Annotated in this window: 15 protein-coding genes; 4 read left to right on the top strand and 11 right to left on the bottom strand. The window is 62.0% G+C overall.

From position 1 onward, the window contains the following. Window positions 1-23 precede the first annotated feature (23 nt). The 10 genes from M8523_RS12605 to M8523_RS12650 all read right to left on the bottom strand — a co-directional run bounded on the left by M8523_RS12605 (window position 24) and on the right by M8523_RS12650 (window position 10,159). Window positions 24-1,652, bottom strand: coding sequence for a molecular chaperone GroEL (locus M8523_RS12605; RefSeq protein WP_282585222.1), 1,629 nt, complete (start codon window positions 1,650-1,652; stop codon window positions 24-26). 11 nt (window positions 1,653-1,663) lie between these two features. After that, a complete protein-coding gene (locus M8523_RS12610; protein WP_282585223.1) occupies window positions 1,664-2,437 on the bottom strand; it encodes a metal-sulfur cluster assembly factor in 774 nt (257 codons plus the stop codon). A gap of 5 nt (window positions 2,438-2,442) precedes the next feature. Continuing rightward, the gene (locus M8523_RS12615; protein ID WP_282585224.1) at window positions 2,443-3,486 is read right to left on the bottom strand and encodes an amidohydrolase family protein; all 1,044 of its coding nucleotides are present in this window, start codon (window positions 3,484-3,486) and stop codon (window positions 2,443-2,445) included. Between the two features lie 367 nt (window positions 3,487-3,853). Continuing rightward, a complete protein-coding gene (locus M8523_RS12620) occupies window positions 3,854-4,210 on the bottom strand; it encodes an MmoB/DmpM family protein (protein ID WP_282585225.1) in 357 nt (118 codons plus the stop codon). A 36-nt stretch (window positions 4,211-4,246) separates the two neighbouring features. Continuing rightward, window positions 4,247-5,341, bottom strand: a complete 1,095-nt coding sequence (locus M8523_RS12625) for an aromatic/alkene monooxygenase hydroxylase subunit beta (RefSeq protein WP_282585354.1) — start codon at window positions 5,339-5,341, stop codon at window positions 4,247-4,249. A 44-nt stretch (window positions 5,342-5,385) separates the two neighbouring features. Next, window positions 5,386-6,426, bottom strand: a complete 1,041-nt coding sequence (locus tag M8523_RS12630) for an NADH:ubiquinone reductase (Na(+)-transporting) subunit F (protein WP_282585355.1) — start codon at window positions 6,424-6,426, stop codon at window positions 5,386-5,388. Between the two features lie 225 nt (window positions 6,427-6,651). Beyond that, entirely contained in the window at window positions 6,652-8,319 is a 1,668-nt protein-coding gene (locus M8523_RS12635) for an aromatic/alkene/methane monooxygenase hydroxylase/oxygenase subunit alpha (RefSeq protein ID WP_282585226.1), read from the bottom strand. Between the two features lie 157 nt (window positions 8,320-8,476). Beyond that, window positions 8,477-8,716: a hypothetical protein gene (locus M8523_RS12640; RefSeq protein WP_282585227.1), complete on the bottom strand. Its 240-nt coding sequence runs from the start codon at window positions 8,714-8,716 to the stop codon at window positions 8,477-8,479. Next, window positions 8,713-9,081, bottom strand: a complete 369-nt coding sequence (locus tag M8523_RS12645) for a hypothetical protein (RefSeq protein WP_282585228.1) — start codon at window positions 9,079-9,081, stop codon at window positions 8,713-8,715. Before M8523_RS12645 ends, M8523_RS12640 begins: the two co-directional genes overlap by 4 nt. 34 nt (window positions 9,082-9,115) lie before the next feature. Next, entirely contained in the window at window positions 9,116-10,159 is a 1,044-nt protein-coding gene (locus M8523_RS12650; protein WP_282585229.1) for an NAD(P)-dependent alcohol dehydrogenase, read from the bottom strand. A gap of 311 nt (window positions 10,160-10,470) precedes the next feature. Here M8523_RS12650 and M8523_RS12655 point away from each other — a divergent pair, with 311 nt between their 5' ends. The 3 genes from M8523_RS12655 (at window position 10,471) to M8523_RS12665 (ending at window position 13,733) form a co-directional block, all read left to right on the top strand. Further along, window positions 10,471-12,363, top strand: coding sequence for a sigma-54-dependent Fis family transcriptional regulator (locus tag M8523_RS12655; protein WP_282585230.1), 1,893 nt, complete (start codon window positions 10,471-10,473; stop codon window positions 12,361-12,363). A 39-nt stretch (window positions 12,364-12,402) separates the two neighbouring features. Continuing rightward, window positions 12,403-12,822 (top strand): SseB family protein, encoded by a 420-nt coding sequence (locus M8523_RS12660; protein WP_282585231.1) that lies wholly within the window; start codon window positions 12,403-12,405, stop codon window positions 12,820-12,822. A 185-nt stretch (window positions 12,823-13,007) separates the two neighbouring features. Further along, window positions 13,008-13,733 (top strand): CHASE3 domain-containing protein, encoded by a 726-nt coding sequence (locus M8523_RS12665; RefSeq protein ID WP_282585232.1) that lies wholly within the window; start codon window positions 13,008-13,010, stop codon window positions 13,731-13,733. A 278-nt stretch (window positions 13,734-14,011) separates the two neighbouring features. Here M8523_RS12665 and katG read toward each other — a convergent pair whose 3' ends face one another. Further along, window positions 14,012-16,264: a catalase/peroxidase HPI gene (gene katG / locus M8523_RS12670; protein ID WP_282585233.1), complete on the bottom strand. Its 2,253-nt coding sequence runs from the start codon at window positions 16,262-16,264 to the stop codon at window positions 14,012-14,014. Window positions 16,265-16,448: 184 nt separating this feature from the next. Between katG and M8523_RS12675 the strand changes: the two genes are divergently transcribed. After that, complete coding sequence (locus M8523_RS12675; protein ID WP_282585234.1) at window positions 16,449-17,357, top strand: hydrogen peroxide-inducible genes activator; 909 nt, start codon at window positions 16,449-16,451, stop codon at window positions 17,355-17,357. The last annotated feature ends 10 nt before the right edge of the window (window positions 17,358-17,367 follow it).

Below are 17,367 nucleotides of genomic sequence, written 5' to 3' on the forward strand. Positions count from 1 at the left end.
TTTGGCGACCCGCTCCGCTTCCGTCACAGCAGTTCCGCGCCGCCGCCCAGCGCCGGACCGGAGGTGGGGTCGTAATTGTCGGGCTTCTTGGCGATCAGGGTTTGCGTCGTCAGAATCAGGCCTGCGACTGATGCGGCGTTCCGGATCGCGCTATAGGTGACTTTCACGGGATCGATGATGCCGGCGCTCATCATGTCGACCGAGCCGCCCGTCCGGGCGTCGAGACCGTGGCCATTGTGGCTCTTGGCCACTTTCGTGACCTCGCTCTCGCCGTTCAAGCCGCAATTCGCGGCGATGTAGAACAGCGGGCGGCTGAGCGAGCGCTGCAGCAACTCGGCGCCCTGCCGGGTGCTGCCGTCGAGCGTGCCGATCAGCGCGTCGAGATGCGGCGCGATCTTCAGCATGGCGACGCCCCCACCCGCTACGATCCCTTCCTCGATGGCGGCACGGGTCGCATTGATCGAATCCTCGATCAGCTGCGTGCGGCGCTTCTGCTCGACCGGCGTCGCGCCGCCCGCCATGATGATCGCGGTGCCGCCCGACAGCTTGGCGATGCGCTCCTGGAACTTGTCGCGCTCGATGTTCTCCGGCGCGGCATCGTATTGGCGCATCACCTGTTCGCGGCGCGCCGCGACCGTCTTGGGCTTACCGTTGCCGGCCGTGATCAGTGTCTTCGACGAGGAGATCCGTACCTGCCGGGCGCTGCCGAGATCGGCCAGTTCGGCCTTTTCGATCTTGCCGCCGAGGTCACGCGAGATCACCCGGCCACCCGTCGTGATCGCGATATCCTCCAGCATGGCCTTGCGCCAATGGCCATATTCCGGCGGATGGATCGCCGCGACCGGAATGCCGGTCTTCTCGCGCCGGGCGAGCAGCTGCATGATGACCGGCGGGGCGATCTCCTCGGCGATGAGGAGCAACGGGCGGCCGCTCTTCTCGATGAGGGAGAAGACGCCCGCGAGTTCCTCCATGCTCTGGATCTTGTGGTCCGTCATCAGAATGTAGGGTGCGTCCAGCACCGCCTGCATGCGTTCGACGTCGGTCACCATGTGGTGGGACAGGTAGCCCCGCTCGAAGGCCATTCCTTCAACGACTTCAAGCGTCGTCTCGACCGTATTGCCGAACTCGACCGCCACGATACCTTGATTGCCGGCGCGCTCGAAGGCCTCGGCCACCAGGGCGCCCAGCTTGGCATCATTCGCCGCGATGCTGGCAATGGCACGCAGTCCCTTGGCTCCGTCGAGGCTTTTGGCGGATTGTTTCAAAGCCGCGATGATTTCGGTGACGGCGCGATCGAGCCCTTCGACGAGTTCGACCGGGTTGGCGCCGGCGGCGAGGCATTGCAGGCCGCCTTGCACCAGCACATCGGCCAGCACCGTGGCCGTGGTGGTGCCGTCGCCCGCGACCTCGTTGGTCTGTTTGGAAACCTCGCGCAGCACCTGGGCGCCCATATTCTCGAACGGGCATTCGAGCTCGATCTCGCTCGCGATGCTGACGCCATCGCGGGACACGATCGGCGTGCCGATCGGCCGATCGATGATGGCGTTCATGCCGCGCGGCCCGAGCGTGCCCCGGACCGCGCGGGCCATCTTGGCGACACCGCGGCCGAGCGCCTTGCGGGCCTCATCATCGTGCAACATGATATTGGGCATGGACCTGCTCCCTAATGACAGCCCGTCGCGGAGGACACCGTCGCGGGCGTTCTTTGTCTAGGTGGAACGAAGGGGGTGTCGGTGTCGAAGCGCGCGGCCAGCAACCCTTTGCAGAGGGCGCTGTTGAATTCCGCATTGATGCCGACCCGGCGCAGATTGCGGAGATAGACGAGCAGCGTCTCCGGTTGCAGGCGGGCCCCATCGACATCGATGAACGCGAAGGCCTCGTCACGCATGGGGCCGACGACGGCACGGCGCTCGAAGTAACGCCGCACCAGCTTGGACGCCTCCGGCTCGAACGTGATTGCCTTCAGGCCGGCGATCGTCACCACGGCGATCCAGGACAGCGCAAAGCCGGCTTTCACCAGATGATCGATGAGCGCCGCCTGCCGGCGCTGGAACGCCTTGCGCAGGAACGTCCGACGGATGTCGTCGAGGTTGCCGTCGGCCTCGGCCCCGAAGGTGTCCTCGAACGATAGGCCCTTGGCGAGGCCCGCATTGATCGTGTCGGCATACATGTGTTCGCCGAGACGGACTTCGACGGACCGGACCCACGGCAGCGCCACCACGGCCGCCCGCATGTCGTCGGCCATCAGGAACGAGAAATTCGCGGCGCACCAGTAGGTCGGCAACCGGAACGCGACGGCGACGCGGTTCTCCGCGTCGACGGTGACGGAAGTCACGAACTGGAGATCCGTGACCGGCTCGTCGAGTTCCGGGTCGCTCACGCCATCGAGCTGTGCCCAGACCTCGGCTTCGCGCGCTGTGCGTTGGTGGCCCGGCATGGCGCTCACTCCGCCGCTTGCGCGGCCGCGGCCAGATGGGCGTAGCCCCCGCTCGCCGCAATTCTGTTCTTTTGGGCCACGACATCGATATTGTAGAGACGCGCGGCGTTGAGGCCGAGGATCTTCTTCTTGGTCTCCAAGGTAAGCACGGAGCCCGTCTCCTTGGAGACGTCCTCGGGGATCTCGAAGGCCATGAACTTGTCAATCAGCCACTTGGGCGTCCAGATCCCGTAATCGCTGCCATACAGGATCTTGTCAGGACCGACCCAAAACAACAGTTCCGACATGACGTGACCAAAATAGGCTGGCCGCGTGTGGATGAACGGCAGCGCGACCGCGATGCCGGCATAGACATTGGTCTCCTGGGTGGCGATCCAGCAGAAGTCGTCGAGGCGCGGCAACCCGCAATGCTCCACGATGAAGTTCAGATCCTGGAACGAGGTCGCGACATCGTCGATGTCGGCGACATCGAAGGCATCCCGGTTGAGCGGCAGAATCGTCGGGCCCTTGTGGACATGGATATTCTTTATGCCAAGTTTCTGAGCTGCTTCCAGGTACTGATAGCTCGCCTTGTCGGACAGCTTGTAACCTTTGGAGTCGCCCTGCCACTCGGCCGTGTAGAGCTTCACGCCTTGCAGCTTGTGCTGTTCGGCAAGGCGGTGCAAGTCTTCGAGCCCTTTGCTGCCGTGGCGCGGATCGAAGGCACCGTTGAGGATGAAGCGGTCCGGATGCTTCTTCTTCATCGCCGAATTGCGCTCGGTCGTGTTGAAGCCATTCGTGTAGAAATCATACAGATAGGTCGGCTGCATGATGGCCATGTCGTCATAGCCACGGACGAACAGGTCGTCGTACATGGTCTGGCCGTCGTATTTCGAGAATTTCTCCAAAGACCAGCGCTCTTCCGGCGGGCTCAGATTAGAGTGATAGGCATAGAAGCATTCGATGAACTGCTTGCCATGCACGTTCTTCTGGTTCGCCGGGCTGGCATCCCAGAAATGCGTGTGACCATCGATCACGAAGATCTCTTCACCGGTGGATGTTCGATACATCTGCGTCTCCCTTTGCTTGAATGACGGCGGCCTTCTTGGCCTGCCCTTGTTGTTCTGATGCGACGATCAAGGTCTACCCTTTCGCCCCCACAGACCGCCACGGCACTCGCACGTTTCGGAAATACGCCCCGTATTCCCCTGTCCCTTGTGGAGAGGGATTGGGGGTGAGGGTTGGACAGCCTGGAACTCGACCGATGAGGCACCGGCTAGACTGTTGCAACCCTCACCCCCTGCCCCTCTCCACAAGGGAGAGGGGAGAAGGCGTCATCACCACCGTTGTACGAATCCAATAGTCGCTTGTGGGGAGAAGGAGAACCGGTTTGGACTTTCTCAGAAATCAACCGGCTTGCCTAAATGTACTTTTGTCTTAGACGATGTAGGACATCATTTCGTTCATATCTCCAAACAACATCACAGTCTTGTCGTCGACCATGACCATTCGGCCATAGTGTGTTGAGGTCGAAATCTCGAAAAGATGCGGTGTCATTTCTCTTCCGAGTTCCTCGGAGATTTCATCCATCTTGAATTCCATCTTCCCGTCACCGTCGATGCGGATCATGGCCGGCATGAACGTCACCGTGACATTGTCACGGCGCCCCATCACCTCGGCGATGGCGCGGGCCTCGACGCTGTCGTTCATCGTCACCCCGCATTGATGCGAGACCGTATCCTTGAATTCGATCTCACTCATCGGCTTGAAGATATTGGCATGGGCTTCGGACATCGATGTCTCCGGTCTGTATGAGGACGGGCGCACAAATCAAACGGCCAGTGAGGCCGGAACCGTCAGCTGGATCTCGGTCGCGATGCCCCTGATGCGATTCTTGGCCTGCGCGAGAGCATCGGCGAAGCTCGCGATCTTCACGCGCGGCTGCGACCAGATCGGCTGCAGATGATGGGCGGCATCAAGTGCGAGATCCGCGTGCTTGTGCAGCCACGAATTGAACAGGCCGATATTGTGGGTGCCGTATTGCTCGTCTTCGGCCAACAGATGGAAAAGCTCGACCGTATTGGCGAGGTTTCGCTCATAATCGGCCTCGGCGGCCGAGACGACAGCAGGCGTGATGAAGTCATTTTGAGAGGCCGCCACCTGCATGATGAAGCCGGAGCGGAACAATTCTCCGACCAGCGGCTCAAAGACCACGTTCGTTGCGAAATACTGCTCCAGATAATCGTTCGAGCCCATGATCGATTCGACCGAGCGCCGTGTCGGTTGCCAGATCGGGTCTTCGAGCCAGTGTTTCTTGCCGGCTTCGTTGTTGAATCCTTCGATGTCGAGGCCGATCTCGCTCAAGTAAAGTGTCAGATCCTGGGCGAAGCGCAGCTTGTAGGAGGCGTTGGTCAGGATGGCGTTGTTGACCATTTGCGTATAGCCGTAACGCTGGGCCTGCATGGTCGAAGTCCCGAGTCCGAATTCGGCGTGCTTATAGGCGCCGAGATGGTCTTCGAGGATCTTGATCCAGGCGCGGTCGAAGCGCTTCGAAGCACCCGATTTGCGGCCGTTCTCGATCGTGTTCTGCACCATGCCGCAGATTGTCGATTGGCGCTGGTAATGGGTGCGTTCCCATTCCTGGTCGACGGCGCGGAACTTGTGCCAGTTGGAGCTTTTCGCGGCGGTCCAGTCCTTCGAATAGGTCGGCGTACCGTCGGGGAACGAGATGATCCAATCCTGCAGCAGATAGCGCTCCGGGTCGGGTTGGACGTCCACCGTCATGTCTTCGTAATGCGAGGCCTTGCGGCCCTTCGGCTCGAAGTAATTATATTTGCGGCTCTCCGAGCCAGGGAATTTCGCCGAACCCGCGGCACCTGATTTGACTGGCGTTGGGCTTACGGACTCAATCGTGGATGACGGCATCATGACCTCTCCCTGAATGATGGTGTGTTCTAGCCGTGCGCTCTCTAGCGGAGCGCTGGTGTGAACTTGTCGAAATAGACGTGCTCCGGCTCGACCCCGTTGCGCAGCAGGATCGGGATCGTTGCATCGATCATCGGCGTCGGCCCGCACGTATAGGCGTCGACTTCGCCGCTGAATTTTTCGGTCTGCAGGTGACGCAGCACGACCTCGTGCACGAAACCGGTCTCGCCCGTCCATCCATCGCCTTGTTGCGAATGCGACAGGGCGGGGATGAACGTGAAGTTCGGGAGCTTCGCCGCAATGGCGGCGAGTTCCTCGCGGTAGAACAGGTCGGCTTCCGTCCGGGCACCGTAGAAAAAACGGATGGGACGCTGTTCGCCGCTCGCGAGATGATCCTGCAAGATCGACCACAATGGCGACATGCCGGAGCCACCGCCGATCAGGAGCATGGCGCCCGTGCGCCTCTCGCGACGGAAGCAAGTGCCGTAGGGCCCTTTGACCAGCAGCGCGTCGCCGACCTTCAACTCCCCGTCCAGCAGTGCCGAAAAGGCGCCGTCAGGGTATTTCTTGATGATGAAGCGAAGCCGTGTGGCGTCGCCCGGCGGGCTCGCCATCGAATAGGCCCGCACGATGCCCCGACCCGCAATCGTCAGATCGACATATTGGCCGGCCCAGAACTTGAGGGGCGCGTCGATCTCCATTTCGAGAAGACGGATGTCATGCGTCAGCGGCTCGATGCGCGTGAGGTGCCCGGTGTATGACTTCACCACGATAGCCCGGCCAAGCAATTCCGCATCGAAATTCAAGAGGTCGACCGTAATGTCGCCGAAGACATGGGTGCGGCACAGCAGGACAGCACCGTCCTCGCTCTCGTAATCAGGCAGCGCGAAGGTCGAATATTTCAAAAGCTCGAAATCGCCTTCGGAGATCTTGGCTTTACAACTGCCGCATTGGCCTTCCTTGCAACCATGCGGCAGAGAGATACCCTGACGAAAGGCAGCGTCGAGAACGGTTTCACCCTCCTCGACTTCCATTTCAAGGCCGACCGGCTCGAACCTGACCATATGGACCGCGGGAGCGGGCATCTTGCGGATCGCGGCTTCGGACATCGCGGATACTTTCCAAAGGGGAATGCCACTTTGATCTTCCTCCAGAGAAGCGGCAGCGGGCCGTGTCTCGAAACATGCACAATGCTGGTGCCTGCTTCGACCCGGGCGCTACGCACCCGGCTTAGGATGAAGACGTTGAGGCTGAAATTTTGTCTCGACAGGGTGAGGGGCGCTTCCGCGTCCCCCACTGAAATGTGCGACTCAGTTGCAGGGATTGATGGTGAATCCCTTGCGGTATTCGGCCACCGCGACGTCGCGTTCCGCCGGGCTGAGCGCCCGGAAGCTGCGCAACGGGCTCCCGAGAACGTGCCCGCGCACGTCGTCAAGCGTCCACATGTCCTTCTCCTCGAAGCGCAGATGCGGCTGCGGCGTCAGGGTCTTGCCATCGGGACGGACGAAGCCGAGGTCCTTGATGGCGTCGGCGATATCCCAGCCGTGGTAGCATTCCTCCCACTCGCGGCGTCCGCTGAAGCGGCCCATCGCAGGCGTGGCCCGACCCTCGTACTCCGCCGCGAACGCGACCTTATGGGTCCAGCGGCATTGCTCCGAACAGTAGGTGTACATCTTGCCGTCGACTTCGTCGCAACAGAATTCCTCGCGGATCAGGCAAGGCACCATGCAGCTCCAGCAGCGGTGCGGATAGACGTAGCCCACGTCGGCATTGAACACGATGTTGGTTTCGCCCGGCTTCGAAAGCTTGGCGTACCACTTCCAATAGTCACCGAATTCCGAATACCAGCCCGGATATTTGTGCTCGAACCATTCGAAGTCCTTTTCGGTCTGGGCCTCGATACGCCAGAAGTTCAGCGACCAGCCGACCGAGAAGAATTGCGCGGTCTTGTGAACGTAGTTCTTCTTGACGATCCGGTCCCAGGCTGCCGCGACATCGTCGTGGTGGATCTTGATGCCGTATTTCTCGAGCGGCAGCATGTAGGTGCGGTAGTAATCCTCGTAGATCCAGCGATGCCAGAGCTCCGCATAGGATTCCTTGTTCTTGTCGCGATTGGTCGTGCCGTATTCGATGAAGGTTCCGATGGCGGCATCGACGATCGCGTGATTCTGCCAGAAGGCATATTTCAGATCGCGTTCGAGGAGCTGGTGGTTCGACGGATCGTTGATCATCGCCATCAGCATGGAGTGACCATTGCCGATGTGACGCGACTCGTCGGATTGCACCGAGAGGAACACCGTTGGCAGCGCGTAGTCGCCGTTGCGGGCGGCTTCGGACGGCATGGCGACGAACAGCGTGTTGGTGAAGGCTGTTTCAGCCACGACCGTCAGGTAGACGTTGGCGGCCGTGATTGCGTCGCCGGTCAAGAAGCCTTCGGCGAACTGGCGGCCGATGGTCGTGGCATAGCAACGCCCAAAGGCAGCTTCGGTAATATCGAACCCCGCGGGATCGATGTAGTTTTCCATATACCACTTCTTGAGGTTCATCTGGATCGTCGAGTGCCTGAACTCGTCGACCATCTGCATGGTCATGCCGGTACGGAGTTCCTCGCCGGGCGCCAGGCGCGCCACCATGGCCATCGAGCGCGCCGCCGAGATCTCCGGGAACGGGATGATGGCCAAAAACAGCTTCATCCATTCGACCCAGCGCGGTTCCACATTGCGGAACATGTCGCCGCGCAACGCCGCATCGAGTGCGCCGTAGACCCGGTTGTCCTTTTCTTCCTGCATCGGGAAGTAGGACCGCAAGACCTGTTTCATCGGGTCGCGTGGAGTCTTCGAAATCTTGTAGTCGGTCGGGAAGGTCATGGCCTCCTGAACGTAGCTGGGCGTCCACCCAAGATCCGCGACACGACTGGCGGCTTCCGCAATCGTGATGCCCTTCTGCGCGGTAATCTTGTTCAGTGTCAAAGCTGACATACATCTCTCCTTAAGCTGATTTCAAGTACTTCGGCACATCTTGCACCAAAAATTAGAGCAAGGTTGCCGTACAAGCGAACAACAAGGTGAATGGAAATCGATCTCAATAATGTACTTTAGTCGGGAATGAAGTGTCTCAAGCCGCCAGAATATAGACCTAGGGTCCGGGCGCCTTGCTGCGCCGGATCAGCGGCCTGTTTTCAGCGATAAATCGCGCTGAAAGCAGCAGCGTCCCCATGGCGAAGTCCTTGCCGTGTCGGGCGATCATCGCCTCGGCCAGTTCGCCGAGCTGCACGAAGAACGCATCCTTCGACTGGTCCTCCTCGCTCAGTGGCTGAGGTTCGACTGGCGCGGCCGCGGCGGGCTTGGCCGCGTTCGATGGCTGATACGTCATCATGCGTGGCCTGCCTCGTCATGCCTGTTGGCCAAAGGGTCTTGTTCGAACTCGAGCAGCGAGGCGTTGAGCCATTCCCGCTCGCTCACCAGCCGAAGATGCTCGCTGGCGAGCGCGTTGAGACGAAGATCGAGCTTTTCAACTTCGGCCTGGGCCACCAAGTCGGTCGCCGCCGTTCGCAGAGCGGAGGCGCGTTCGATTTCAGCGCCGCCACGGGCGCTCTCGTTCTTCAACTGCAACTCGTTGTTGCGGATCATGTCTTCGATCAGCTTATGGCGGGCCAGCATCCGATCGTGCGCGCTCATGAGCGTGTCCGCGTCGTCTGCGGTGATCTGCGGCCCCTTGGCGCTGGCAGTGGTGATCGGCATCGTCCTCGCCTCCCGGCTCGGTTCGCGTAAAGTGTCAGGGGATCAGCACGGCGCGTCCGTGAATGCGTCCGGCATGCAGGTCATGCAGCGCGTCGTTAGCGTCCCGCAGGCTATATTCGCGAGTATGCAAATTGACGAGACCGCGGTCGGCCAGCGCCATGAGTTCAACGAGCTCCGCATAGGTGCCGACGAGGTTGCCCACGATGGTCTTTTCCGTCGTGATCATGTCGATGGTCGGAATGTCGATCTTTCCGCCATAGCCAACCACATAGTAAAAGCCGCCGTTGCCCGTCATGGCCAGGCCGCGCGCCACGGCATCCCCTTCGCCCACGAAGTCGATCACCGCCTCGGCACCGCGCCCGTTGGTCTTGGCCAGCACGGCCTCGACTTCGTGCCCATCCGCCTTGACGAGATGATGGGCCCCACAGGTCTTGGCGAGTTCCAGCGATTGTTCCGACCGATCGACCACGATGATCTCGGCCGCACAAAGCGCGGCCAGCACCTGAATGCCGATATGACCGAGGCCGCCCGCGCCGAGCACCACGGCAAATTGTCCGGGCAGCAAATGGCGCGAGGCCTTTTTGGCGGCCCGATACGCCGTGAGGCCGGCATCAGTATACGGCGCCACATCCTTGGGCGCGAGGGTTTTCGGAAGCTTGATCAGGGCCCGCGTGCCGGTCAGCAGGTATTCGGCATAGCCGCCGTTGGCATTGATGCCGGGAAACGAGCTGTCGGTCGCGTGCATGTCGTCGCCCCGTCGGCAGGCCAGACAGTGGCCGCTCGTCACCAGCGGATGGCAGATGACGGGTTCACCGACCCTGAAACCCTCGACCGCGGGGCCGACGGCTTCGATCCAGCCCGCATTCTCGTGCCCCATAATATAGGGCAGCTTGACGTCGACCTTCGAGCGCCAAATGCCCTCGACAATGTGCAGATCGGTCCGGCAGACGCCAGCGCCGCCAATCCGGACGATGACATCCGTCGGCCGGCTGATCTTGGGATCAGGCACATTTTCGTAGCGAACGAACTCGTCGGATGTCAATGATTCATCGAACGTGTGGAGCACTGCCGCTTTCATCGTTCCGTCCCATTCTATTTTTTAGCGCTTCTCTGTTCGGTGCGCATTGATTATTCGGTCGCAAGCGCTGTGCCATTTCATTAAGTCTTTGATCTATATATTTATTTTACATTTGACATGGAATAAACATGATCCGTCACTGAACAGCGGCTTTGGTACGATTGTTCCGCCTATGATCAATTCAGAATAAAGAATCGAATTGCTTGCCATTCTGCCTTAGAGCGATAAGGTCTGCTCCTATGTGCCGGATTGTCGCACTGGGCCAATCACAGGCATCGAGCCGACGTCAAACGTCGGCCTTGGGAGGATCAATGGCCGACTCCGCGCCTGAGCGGATGGAATCCGCGCATCTCATTCTCGAACGGCGAGGCACGGTTCCGGCCGGCCTTCTCGCGCCCGACATCTATGACAGTTGGATGCGCTGCATTGCGCTCGGCCTGAACACCCAGCGCCCGCCGCCGATTCACAGGGTTAGCGCGAGCACGCTGCGCCAGGAACAGCAACGGCATGCGCTCATCCGCGGGCTGGCCTTGGCGGAAATGCACACGCTGCATCAGCAGATCGCCGGTTCGAACTATATGATCGCCTTCGCGACCCCGGGCGGCACGCTCCTCGACATCGTGTCGGACCAGAGCTTCGACGACACGGCGGATGCCGCGGCCATCCGGCCCGGCTGCGTCTGGACCGAAGATCTCTGCGGCACGAACGGACTTGGCACAGCGGCTTTTCTAAAGCGACCCATCACGGTCGAAGGCGGGGAACATTTCTTTTCCCGCTACAGATCGCTGACCTGCACGGCGTCTCCTGTCTTCGGGCCAGACGGCAAGCTTGCTGGCGTCCTCGACGCCTCGTCGGATTGCCTGTCGCGCCAGACCCATACCCAGGCGCTGGTCGCGATGGCGGCCACGCAGATCGAAAACGGCCTCTTTCGCGAACAGCATCGCGCCGACGTGATCATCGCATTCCACAATCGCGGTGAATACCTGCACACTTTGAGCGCCGGCCTCTTGGCCGTCGACCCTGCCGGACGCGTGCTCGCCGTGAACCGGGCGGCCAACATGCTGCTGCTCGGCCTGCCGGCCATGCCCGGACGCAATTTCAGCGACATTTTCCGAACCCGATTCGATGATTTTCTTGACGATGGTCGCCGCCAGGAGCGCCAGCGCTTGCAAGACGAAGTGGGCAGTAGCTTCGTCGCGACAATCGGCCACTCGCGTCCGGTTGCCATGGCGCAGGCGGCCGGCAAGCTCCGGGTGGCCACGAACGCGCCCGATCTGAAGCGCGCCGCACCAACCGGGTTCGTCTCCGCCGACCGTGGCGTCGCGGCCTTGGTGCATCAGGCGGAACTCGCAGCCCTGCGCAAGATGCCGATCCTGATCCGGGGCGAGACCGGCACCGGAAAGGAACAACTGGCCCGATATGCCCATGCGGCCAGCCGCCGTCCGGGCGCCTTCGTCCCCGTCAATTGCGCGGCACTGCCCGAGACGCTGATCGAAGCCGAATTGTTCGGCTATGCCGACGGCTCTTTCACAGGCGCCCGCAAAGGCGGTTCGGCCGGCCTCTTCCGCGAAGCCGACGGCGGCACATTGTTCCTCGACGAGATCGGCGACATGCCGGTCACCCTGCAAGCCGTCCTGCTGCGCTTCCTCGACGACTGGACCGTGCGCCCCATAGGCGGCACGAAGCGGGTCATCGACATCCTTCTGGTTTCAGCCACAAACGCCAATCTCGACGAATCGATCGCGCGCGGACGGTTCCGATCCGATCTCCTGTTCCGGCTCAATACCTTGGAAGTTACGCTGCCGCCCCTGCGGGATCGCGCCGATTTCGGGGCGGTGGCCCGGCACCTGCTGGCTCTGATCGATCCCAACAGACAACTCAGTGATCGGGCCGTCGCGCGGCTGGCGGCTTTCGACTGGCCCGGCAACATCCGGGAACTGCGCAACGTGCTCTCGCGGCTGACGCTCGACCTCGGCGATGACATGATCGACGAGGACGCGATCGAAGCCATCTCGACCATGCCGTGCCGACAGAGGGTCGCGGGCACGTTGCACGACTTCCAACGCGCCAGAATCGCCGCCACTTACAGCGAGACGGGCGACAACGTGAGCGAGACGGCCCGTCGTCTCGGTATTTCCCGCAACACGGTCTATCGCGCTCTCGGGCTCGGCAAAGCCGCGACCAAAGACGACCTTCATTCCTGACCAATCGCGATCGGCCCTCCAGTGCTTGGAACCAACCCCATGTTTACCCCGGAAAACGACCTCGAACGGGCCATGCAGCAGGCCGTGCGGGACACGACCAAAATCGCCGATTTTTACCGGACGCTTCTTGAATCCGAAATTTATATCCTGACCCCCGAGGCCAAGATGGAACCGGGCCGACGCCGCTCTCTCAAATATCTGGAGCCTCTTCACGTCGCGACCGTCGAGTTCCAGGGGCTCCGCTGGCATCCGGCCTTCACATCGAAGAAGCGGATCTCGGCCTATGTCAAGGAACCCGAAACCTGCTTCGGCGCGGTCGCCAAGAACATGTTGCCGATGCTGGCCGGCTCGAACTTCTGGTTCAACCCGCTTTCCGAATGTCAAAAGCCCATGCCGGCCAGTGAGGTGGCTCTGCTCTTGTCCGGCGAAATCTTTGATGCACTGAACAAGGCCACGTAAGGACAGGTTTCGTGGCTACCGATGAAAGGCCATACACAATCCAAATTGACGGAGACTGGTGCGCCTGACACTCGGCCTTTGGAACGATCAATCGGGGTTGCGCCCGCAAGCCGCCGCTCCGGGAACGCTTTCGCTCGCATCCCGTTCGATCCAAACCTTGTGATATCGACGCGGATCGGCTCGCCATGTCCATTCGAAGCTTTGTGCGAGACTATCTCTCCGCGACGAACCTGCTGCGGTTGGTGCCGATCAGCATCGTGCTCGTCACGGGTGTGGTGCTCACCACCTGGACGCACCGGTTGTTGAGCGATCATCGCGATCTCGTTGTGCACACGCACGAGGTCATCGAAATGGCGAAGGACGTCCTCATCGGTCTCGACGATGCCGAGACCGGGCAGCGGGGTTACCTGCTAAGTGGCGAACGTCGAGACCTCGAGCCTTACGGGCATGCCCGCGAGCGCCTTGGGTGGATGAGCGCCACCCTCAAAGAGCAACTCGCCGACAATTCGCAACAGACGGCCCATTTCGCCGCTTTGTCGACGCTGATGCAAACGAAGCTCGGCGAATTGCAGGCCGCGATCGATGTTCGTGACAAAGCGGGTTTCAAGGCGGCCCTCGCGACGGAGCGCGCCAGCACCGAGCGGGCGACCATGGATGCCATCCGGCATGAAATCGGTCAGATCACCGAAGGCGAGAAGGCGCTTCTGAGCGCCAGGGACGCCGAGGTGCAGAAGGACGAGCGACGGGTGCAACTCGTCGCGATCCTGGTCGGCTTGGCGTCCCTGCTGACGCGCGCCGGCGTCGAGCTCTACATCACGCGAAAGCAACTCGCGCAGGACCGCGTGACATCGGGCGTCGCGGTGTCACGGACATCGAGCGTGGCAAACAATCCCTCCGCGCCACTGGCATAGAAGGCCAGACAGTTCGCCACTATCATGTGTGTCCAGGATCGCCCCGGCAAATCTCAGATGCAGGCAGATGCAGTGTGAAGAGAATGGGTTGGCTCTCTTCGGCCAGACCGTTTCGCCCACGGGAGTCACTTACGATCCCGGTCTGCACACTGCGGCGAGAGAGCCGGCGTAGAAAGCTTTCGCATGATCGGCACGCGACGTAACGCTCACGCCGATCATTGTCCTCGGGGTCCTAAGGATCAACGGGAGCGGGCTCCTCAAAAACCCGCTCCGTCAGCTCAAGCTGAGAGCTTCTGGCTGAAGATGTCGGCCGGCTTGCCGATGTCGAGCCGGTCGGCGTTCATCACCTTGTTCCACGCGGCGACGAAATCCTGCACGAACTTCACCTTGGCGTCCGCAAAGGCGTAGACCTCGGCCAGGGCGCGGAGTTCCGAATGCGACCCGAAGATCAGATCCACCCGCGTGGCGGTCCAGTTCGGCTGCTGGGTGCGGCGATCCGTGCCCTGAAACAGGTTCTTGGACCCGCTGTTCGCCCACTCGGTGTCCATGCTCAGGAGGTTCACGAAAAAGTCGTTCGTGAGCTTGCCCGGGGTCTGGGTGAACACGCCTTCCTTCACGTTGTTCACATTGGCGCCCAGGACGCGAAGACCGCCGACCAGCACCGTCATCTCCGGCGCGCTGAGGCGCATGAGCTGAGCCTTATCCACCAAGGCCTCTTCCGGGGCCATGAAGTGAGCCTCGTGGTAGTAGTTGCGGAAGCCGTCGGCGAGCGGACGGAGGGCTTCGAACGACGGCACGTCGGTGAGGTCCTGCGACGCGTCCATCCGGCCTGGCGTGAAGGGGACCTTCACCTCGACCCCCGCGTCCTGCGCGGCCTTCTCGACCGCCGCGCTGCCGGCCAGCACGATGAGGTCGGCCATGGAGATCTTCTTGCCGCCGGCAGCCGAAGCATTGAACGTCGCTTGGATCTGCTCCAGCACCTGCAGCACCTTGGCCAACTCAGGCGGGTTGTTGATCTCCCAATCCTTTTGCGGCGCGAGGCGCACGCGCGCACCGTTGGCACCGCCCCGCTTGTCGGATCCGCGAAAGGTCGAAGCCGACGCCCAGGCGGTCGAGACCAGCTGCGGCACGGTGAGACCGGAGGCGAGGACCTTTTCCTTCAAGGCGGCGATATCCGCATCGTCGGCCACGGGATGGTCGAGCGCGGGAATCGGGTCCTGCCAGATGAGGGTTTCCTTCGGCACGAGCGGTCCGAGATACCGGCCGATCGGTCCCATGTCGCGATGGGTGAGCTTGAACCAGGCGCGGGCGAACGCGTCGGCGAATTGATCCGGGTTCTCGTAAAAGCGCCGGGAGATCTTCTCGTAGATCGGGTCCGCCCTCAACGCGATATCCGACGTCAGCATGGTCGGCTTGCGCTTCTTTGCTGGATCATGCGCGTCGGGAATGTCCGCCGGAGCGTTCTTGGCCTCCCACTGCCAAGCGCCGCCGGGGCTCTTGCTCAACTCCCACTCGTGCTTGAAGAGGTTGTCGAAGTAATGGTTCGACCACTGGACGGGCGTCTGGCTCCAGGTGACCTCGAGGCCGGCCGTGATGGCGTCGGCGCCATGGCCTGTGCCATGCGTGCTCCGCCAGCCGAGCCCCTGGTCTTCGATCACTCCGCCTTCCGGCTCGACGCCCACGAAGGAAGGATCCCCTGCCCCATGGGTCTTTCCGAACGTGTGCCCGCCGGCGATCAACGCGACGGTCTCTTCGTCATTCATCGCCATGCGGGCGAAGGTCTCGCGGATATCGTGGGCGGAGCCCAGCGGGTCGGGCTTACCGTTCGGCCCTTCCGGATTGACGTAGATGAGGCCCATCTGGACAGCCCCGAGCCCAGGGTGCAGCTGGCGCTCGCCGCTGTAGCGCTCGTCGCCCAGCCACGTGCCTTCGGGGCCCCAGAACAGCTCTTCCGGCTCCCACGTGTCCGCCCGGCCGCCGCCGAACCCGAAGGTCTTGAAGCCCATGGATTCCAGGGCGACGTTGCCGGTCAGCACGAAGAGGTCGGCCCAGGAGAGCTTGCGGCCGTACTTCTGCTTGATCGGCCAGATCAGGCGCCGTGCCTTGTCGAGGTTGGCGTTGTCGGGCCAGCTGTTCAGCGGTGCGAACCGCTGCTGCCCGCCGCCTGCGCCGCCGCGTCCGTCGGTGATGCGGTAGGTGCCCGCGCTGTGCCAGGCCATGCGGATGAACAGGCCGCCGTAGTGACCGAAATCCGCCGGCCACCAATCCTGCGAGTCGATCATCACCTGACGCAGATCCGCGATGACGGCGTCGAGATCGAGCGTCTTGAATTCCGCAGCGTAATCGAAGTCCCCGCCAAACGGATTGGAGCGGGGCGAATGCTGGTTCAGACTCTCAAGCCGGAGCCGTTCCGGCCACCACGAGCCATTGCCGCCATGACGACGACCGCCGCCGCCCCCGGAGCCGCCTCCACCGCCGCCGCCATGCGCGACCGGGCATCCCCCCACCGTGTCATCGACCTTGGCGTCCATGTGCAGATCCCGTTCTTTGATGCAGCGCGCCGGCGCGTTGGCGAAAACGCCTTCGGGTGCCGGCCGCGCCAGCGAAAAACCAGCGTCTTGCGCACCCGACAGATCAGGGTCGTCGCGCTTCCGCTCGACAATGGGATAAGCCCGCGCGATAAATCGTTCAAATGGATTTTAGCGAATTCTCTCATTGAGCAAATCGATTATCCAGCGGCTCACTCTCCGGCAGCTGACCTATCTTCTCGCGTTGCAGGAGCATCAGCATTTCGGGCGTGCGGCGGCTGCTTGCGCGGTGACGCAATCGACCCTGTCTTCGGCGCTTGCCGAGCTGGAATTGATCCTGGAGACGCAGCTCGTCGAGCGCTCCAAGCGCAGCCTGCGCTTCACGGCCGTCGGGTTGGTGGTCGCGGCCCATGCGCGCGACGTGATCCGCTCGGTGGAAGACCTGTGCGAGGGCCTGCAGAGCGAGCGCGAAGCCCTGGTGGGCACGCTGCGGATGGCCGCCATTCCCACCATCGCGCCGTTCCTGCTACCCCGCATCGTCACGGCCGTGGGCGCGCGATGGCCGCGCCTTCGGCTGTTCGTCCGAGAAATGCTGACGAGCGGCGCCTGCGAGGCGCTGCAGAGGAACACCGTCGATTGTGTGCTTCTCGCCCTGCCGGCCGAGTGCGGCGACGTGGCGATCTGCGAGATCATGGCCGACCAGCTCCTGGTTGCGGCACGGCCGCGCGAGGGCGCGGCCCTCGGCGAGGTCTCGGAGCTGACCGCCGATCCGTCGCGGCTGCTCTTGCTCGATGAGGGTCACTGCCTACGCGATCAGGCGCTCGCCGCTTGCAATCTTTCCAATGCCTCGTCCGAGTCGCCGCTGATCGCATCGACACTGCAGACCTTGGTGCAGATGGTCGATGCGGGCCTCGGCGTGACTTTCGTTCCGCAGATGGCCGTTGCGGCCGGTATCCTGCACGGCACGCGTGTGACCAGTCGAGCCATCAGGCCCGGGGTCGAGCGTCGCATCGCTTTGGTCTGGCGGAAGCGGTCTCCCCGGGCGTCCGACCTGCAACTTCTCGGGGCGACCATCCGGGCCGCGGTGATCACATGACGCGTCGCGA

The sequence above is a fragment of the Lichenifustis flavocetrariae genome (assembly GCF_026130545.1).
Classification (GTDB): Bacteria; Pseudomonadota; Alphaproteobacteria; order Rhizobiales; family Beijerinckiaceae; genus Lichenihabitans; species Lichenihabitans flavocetrariae.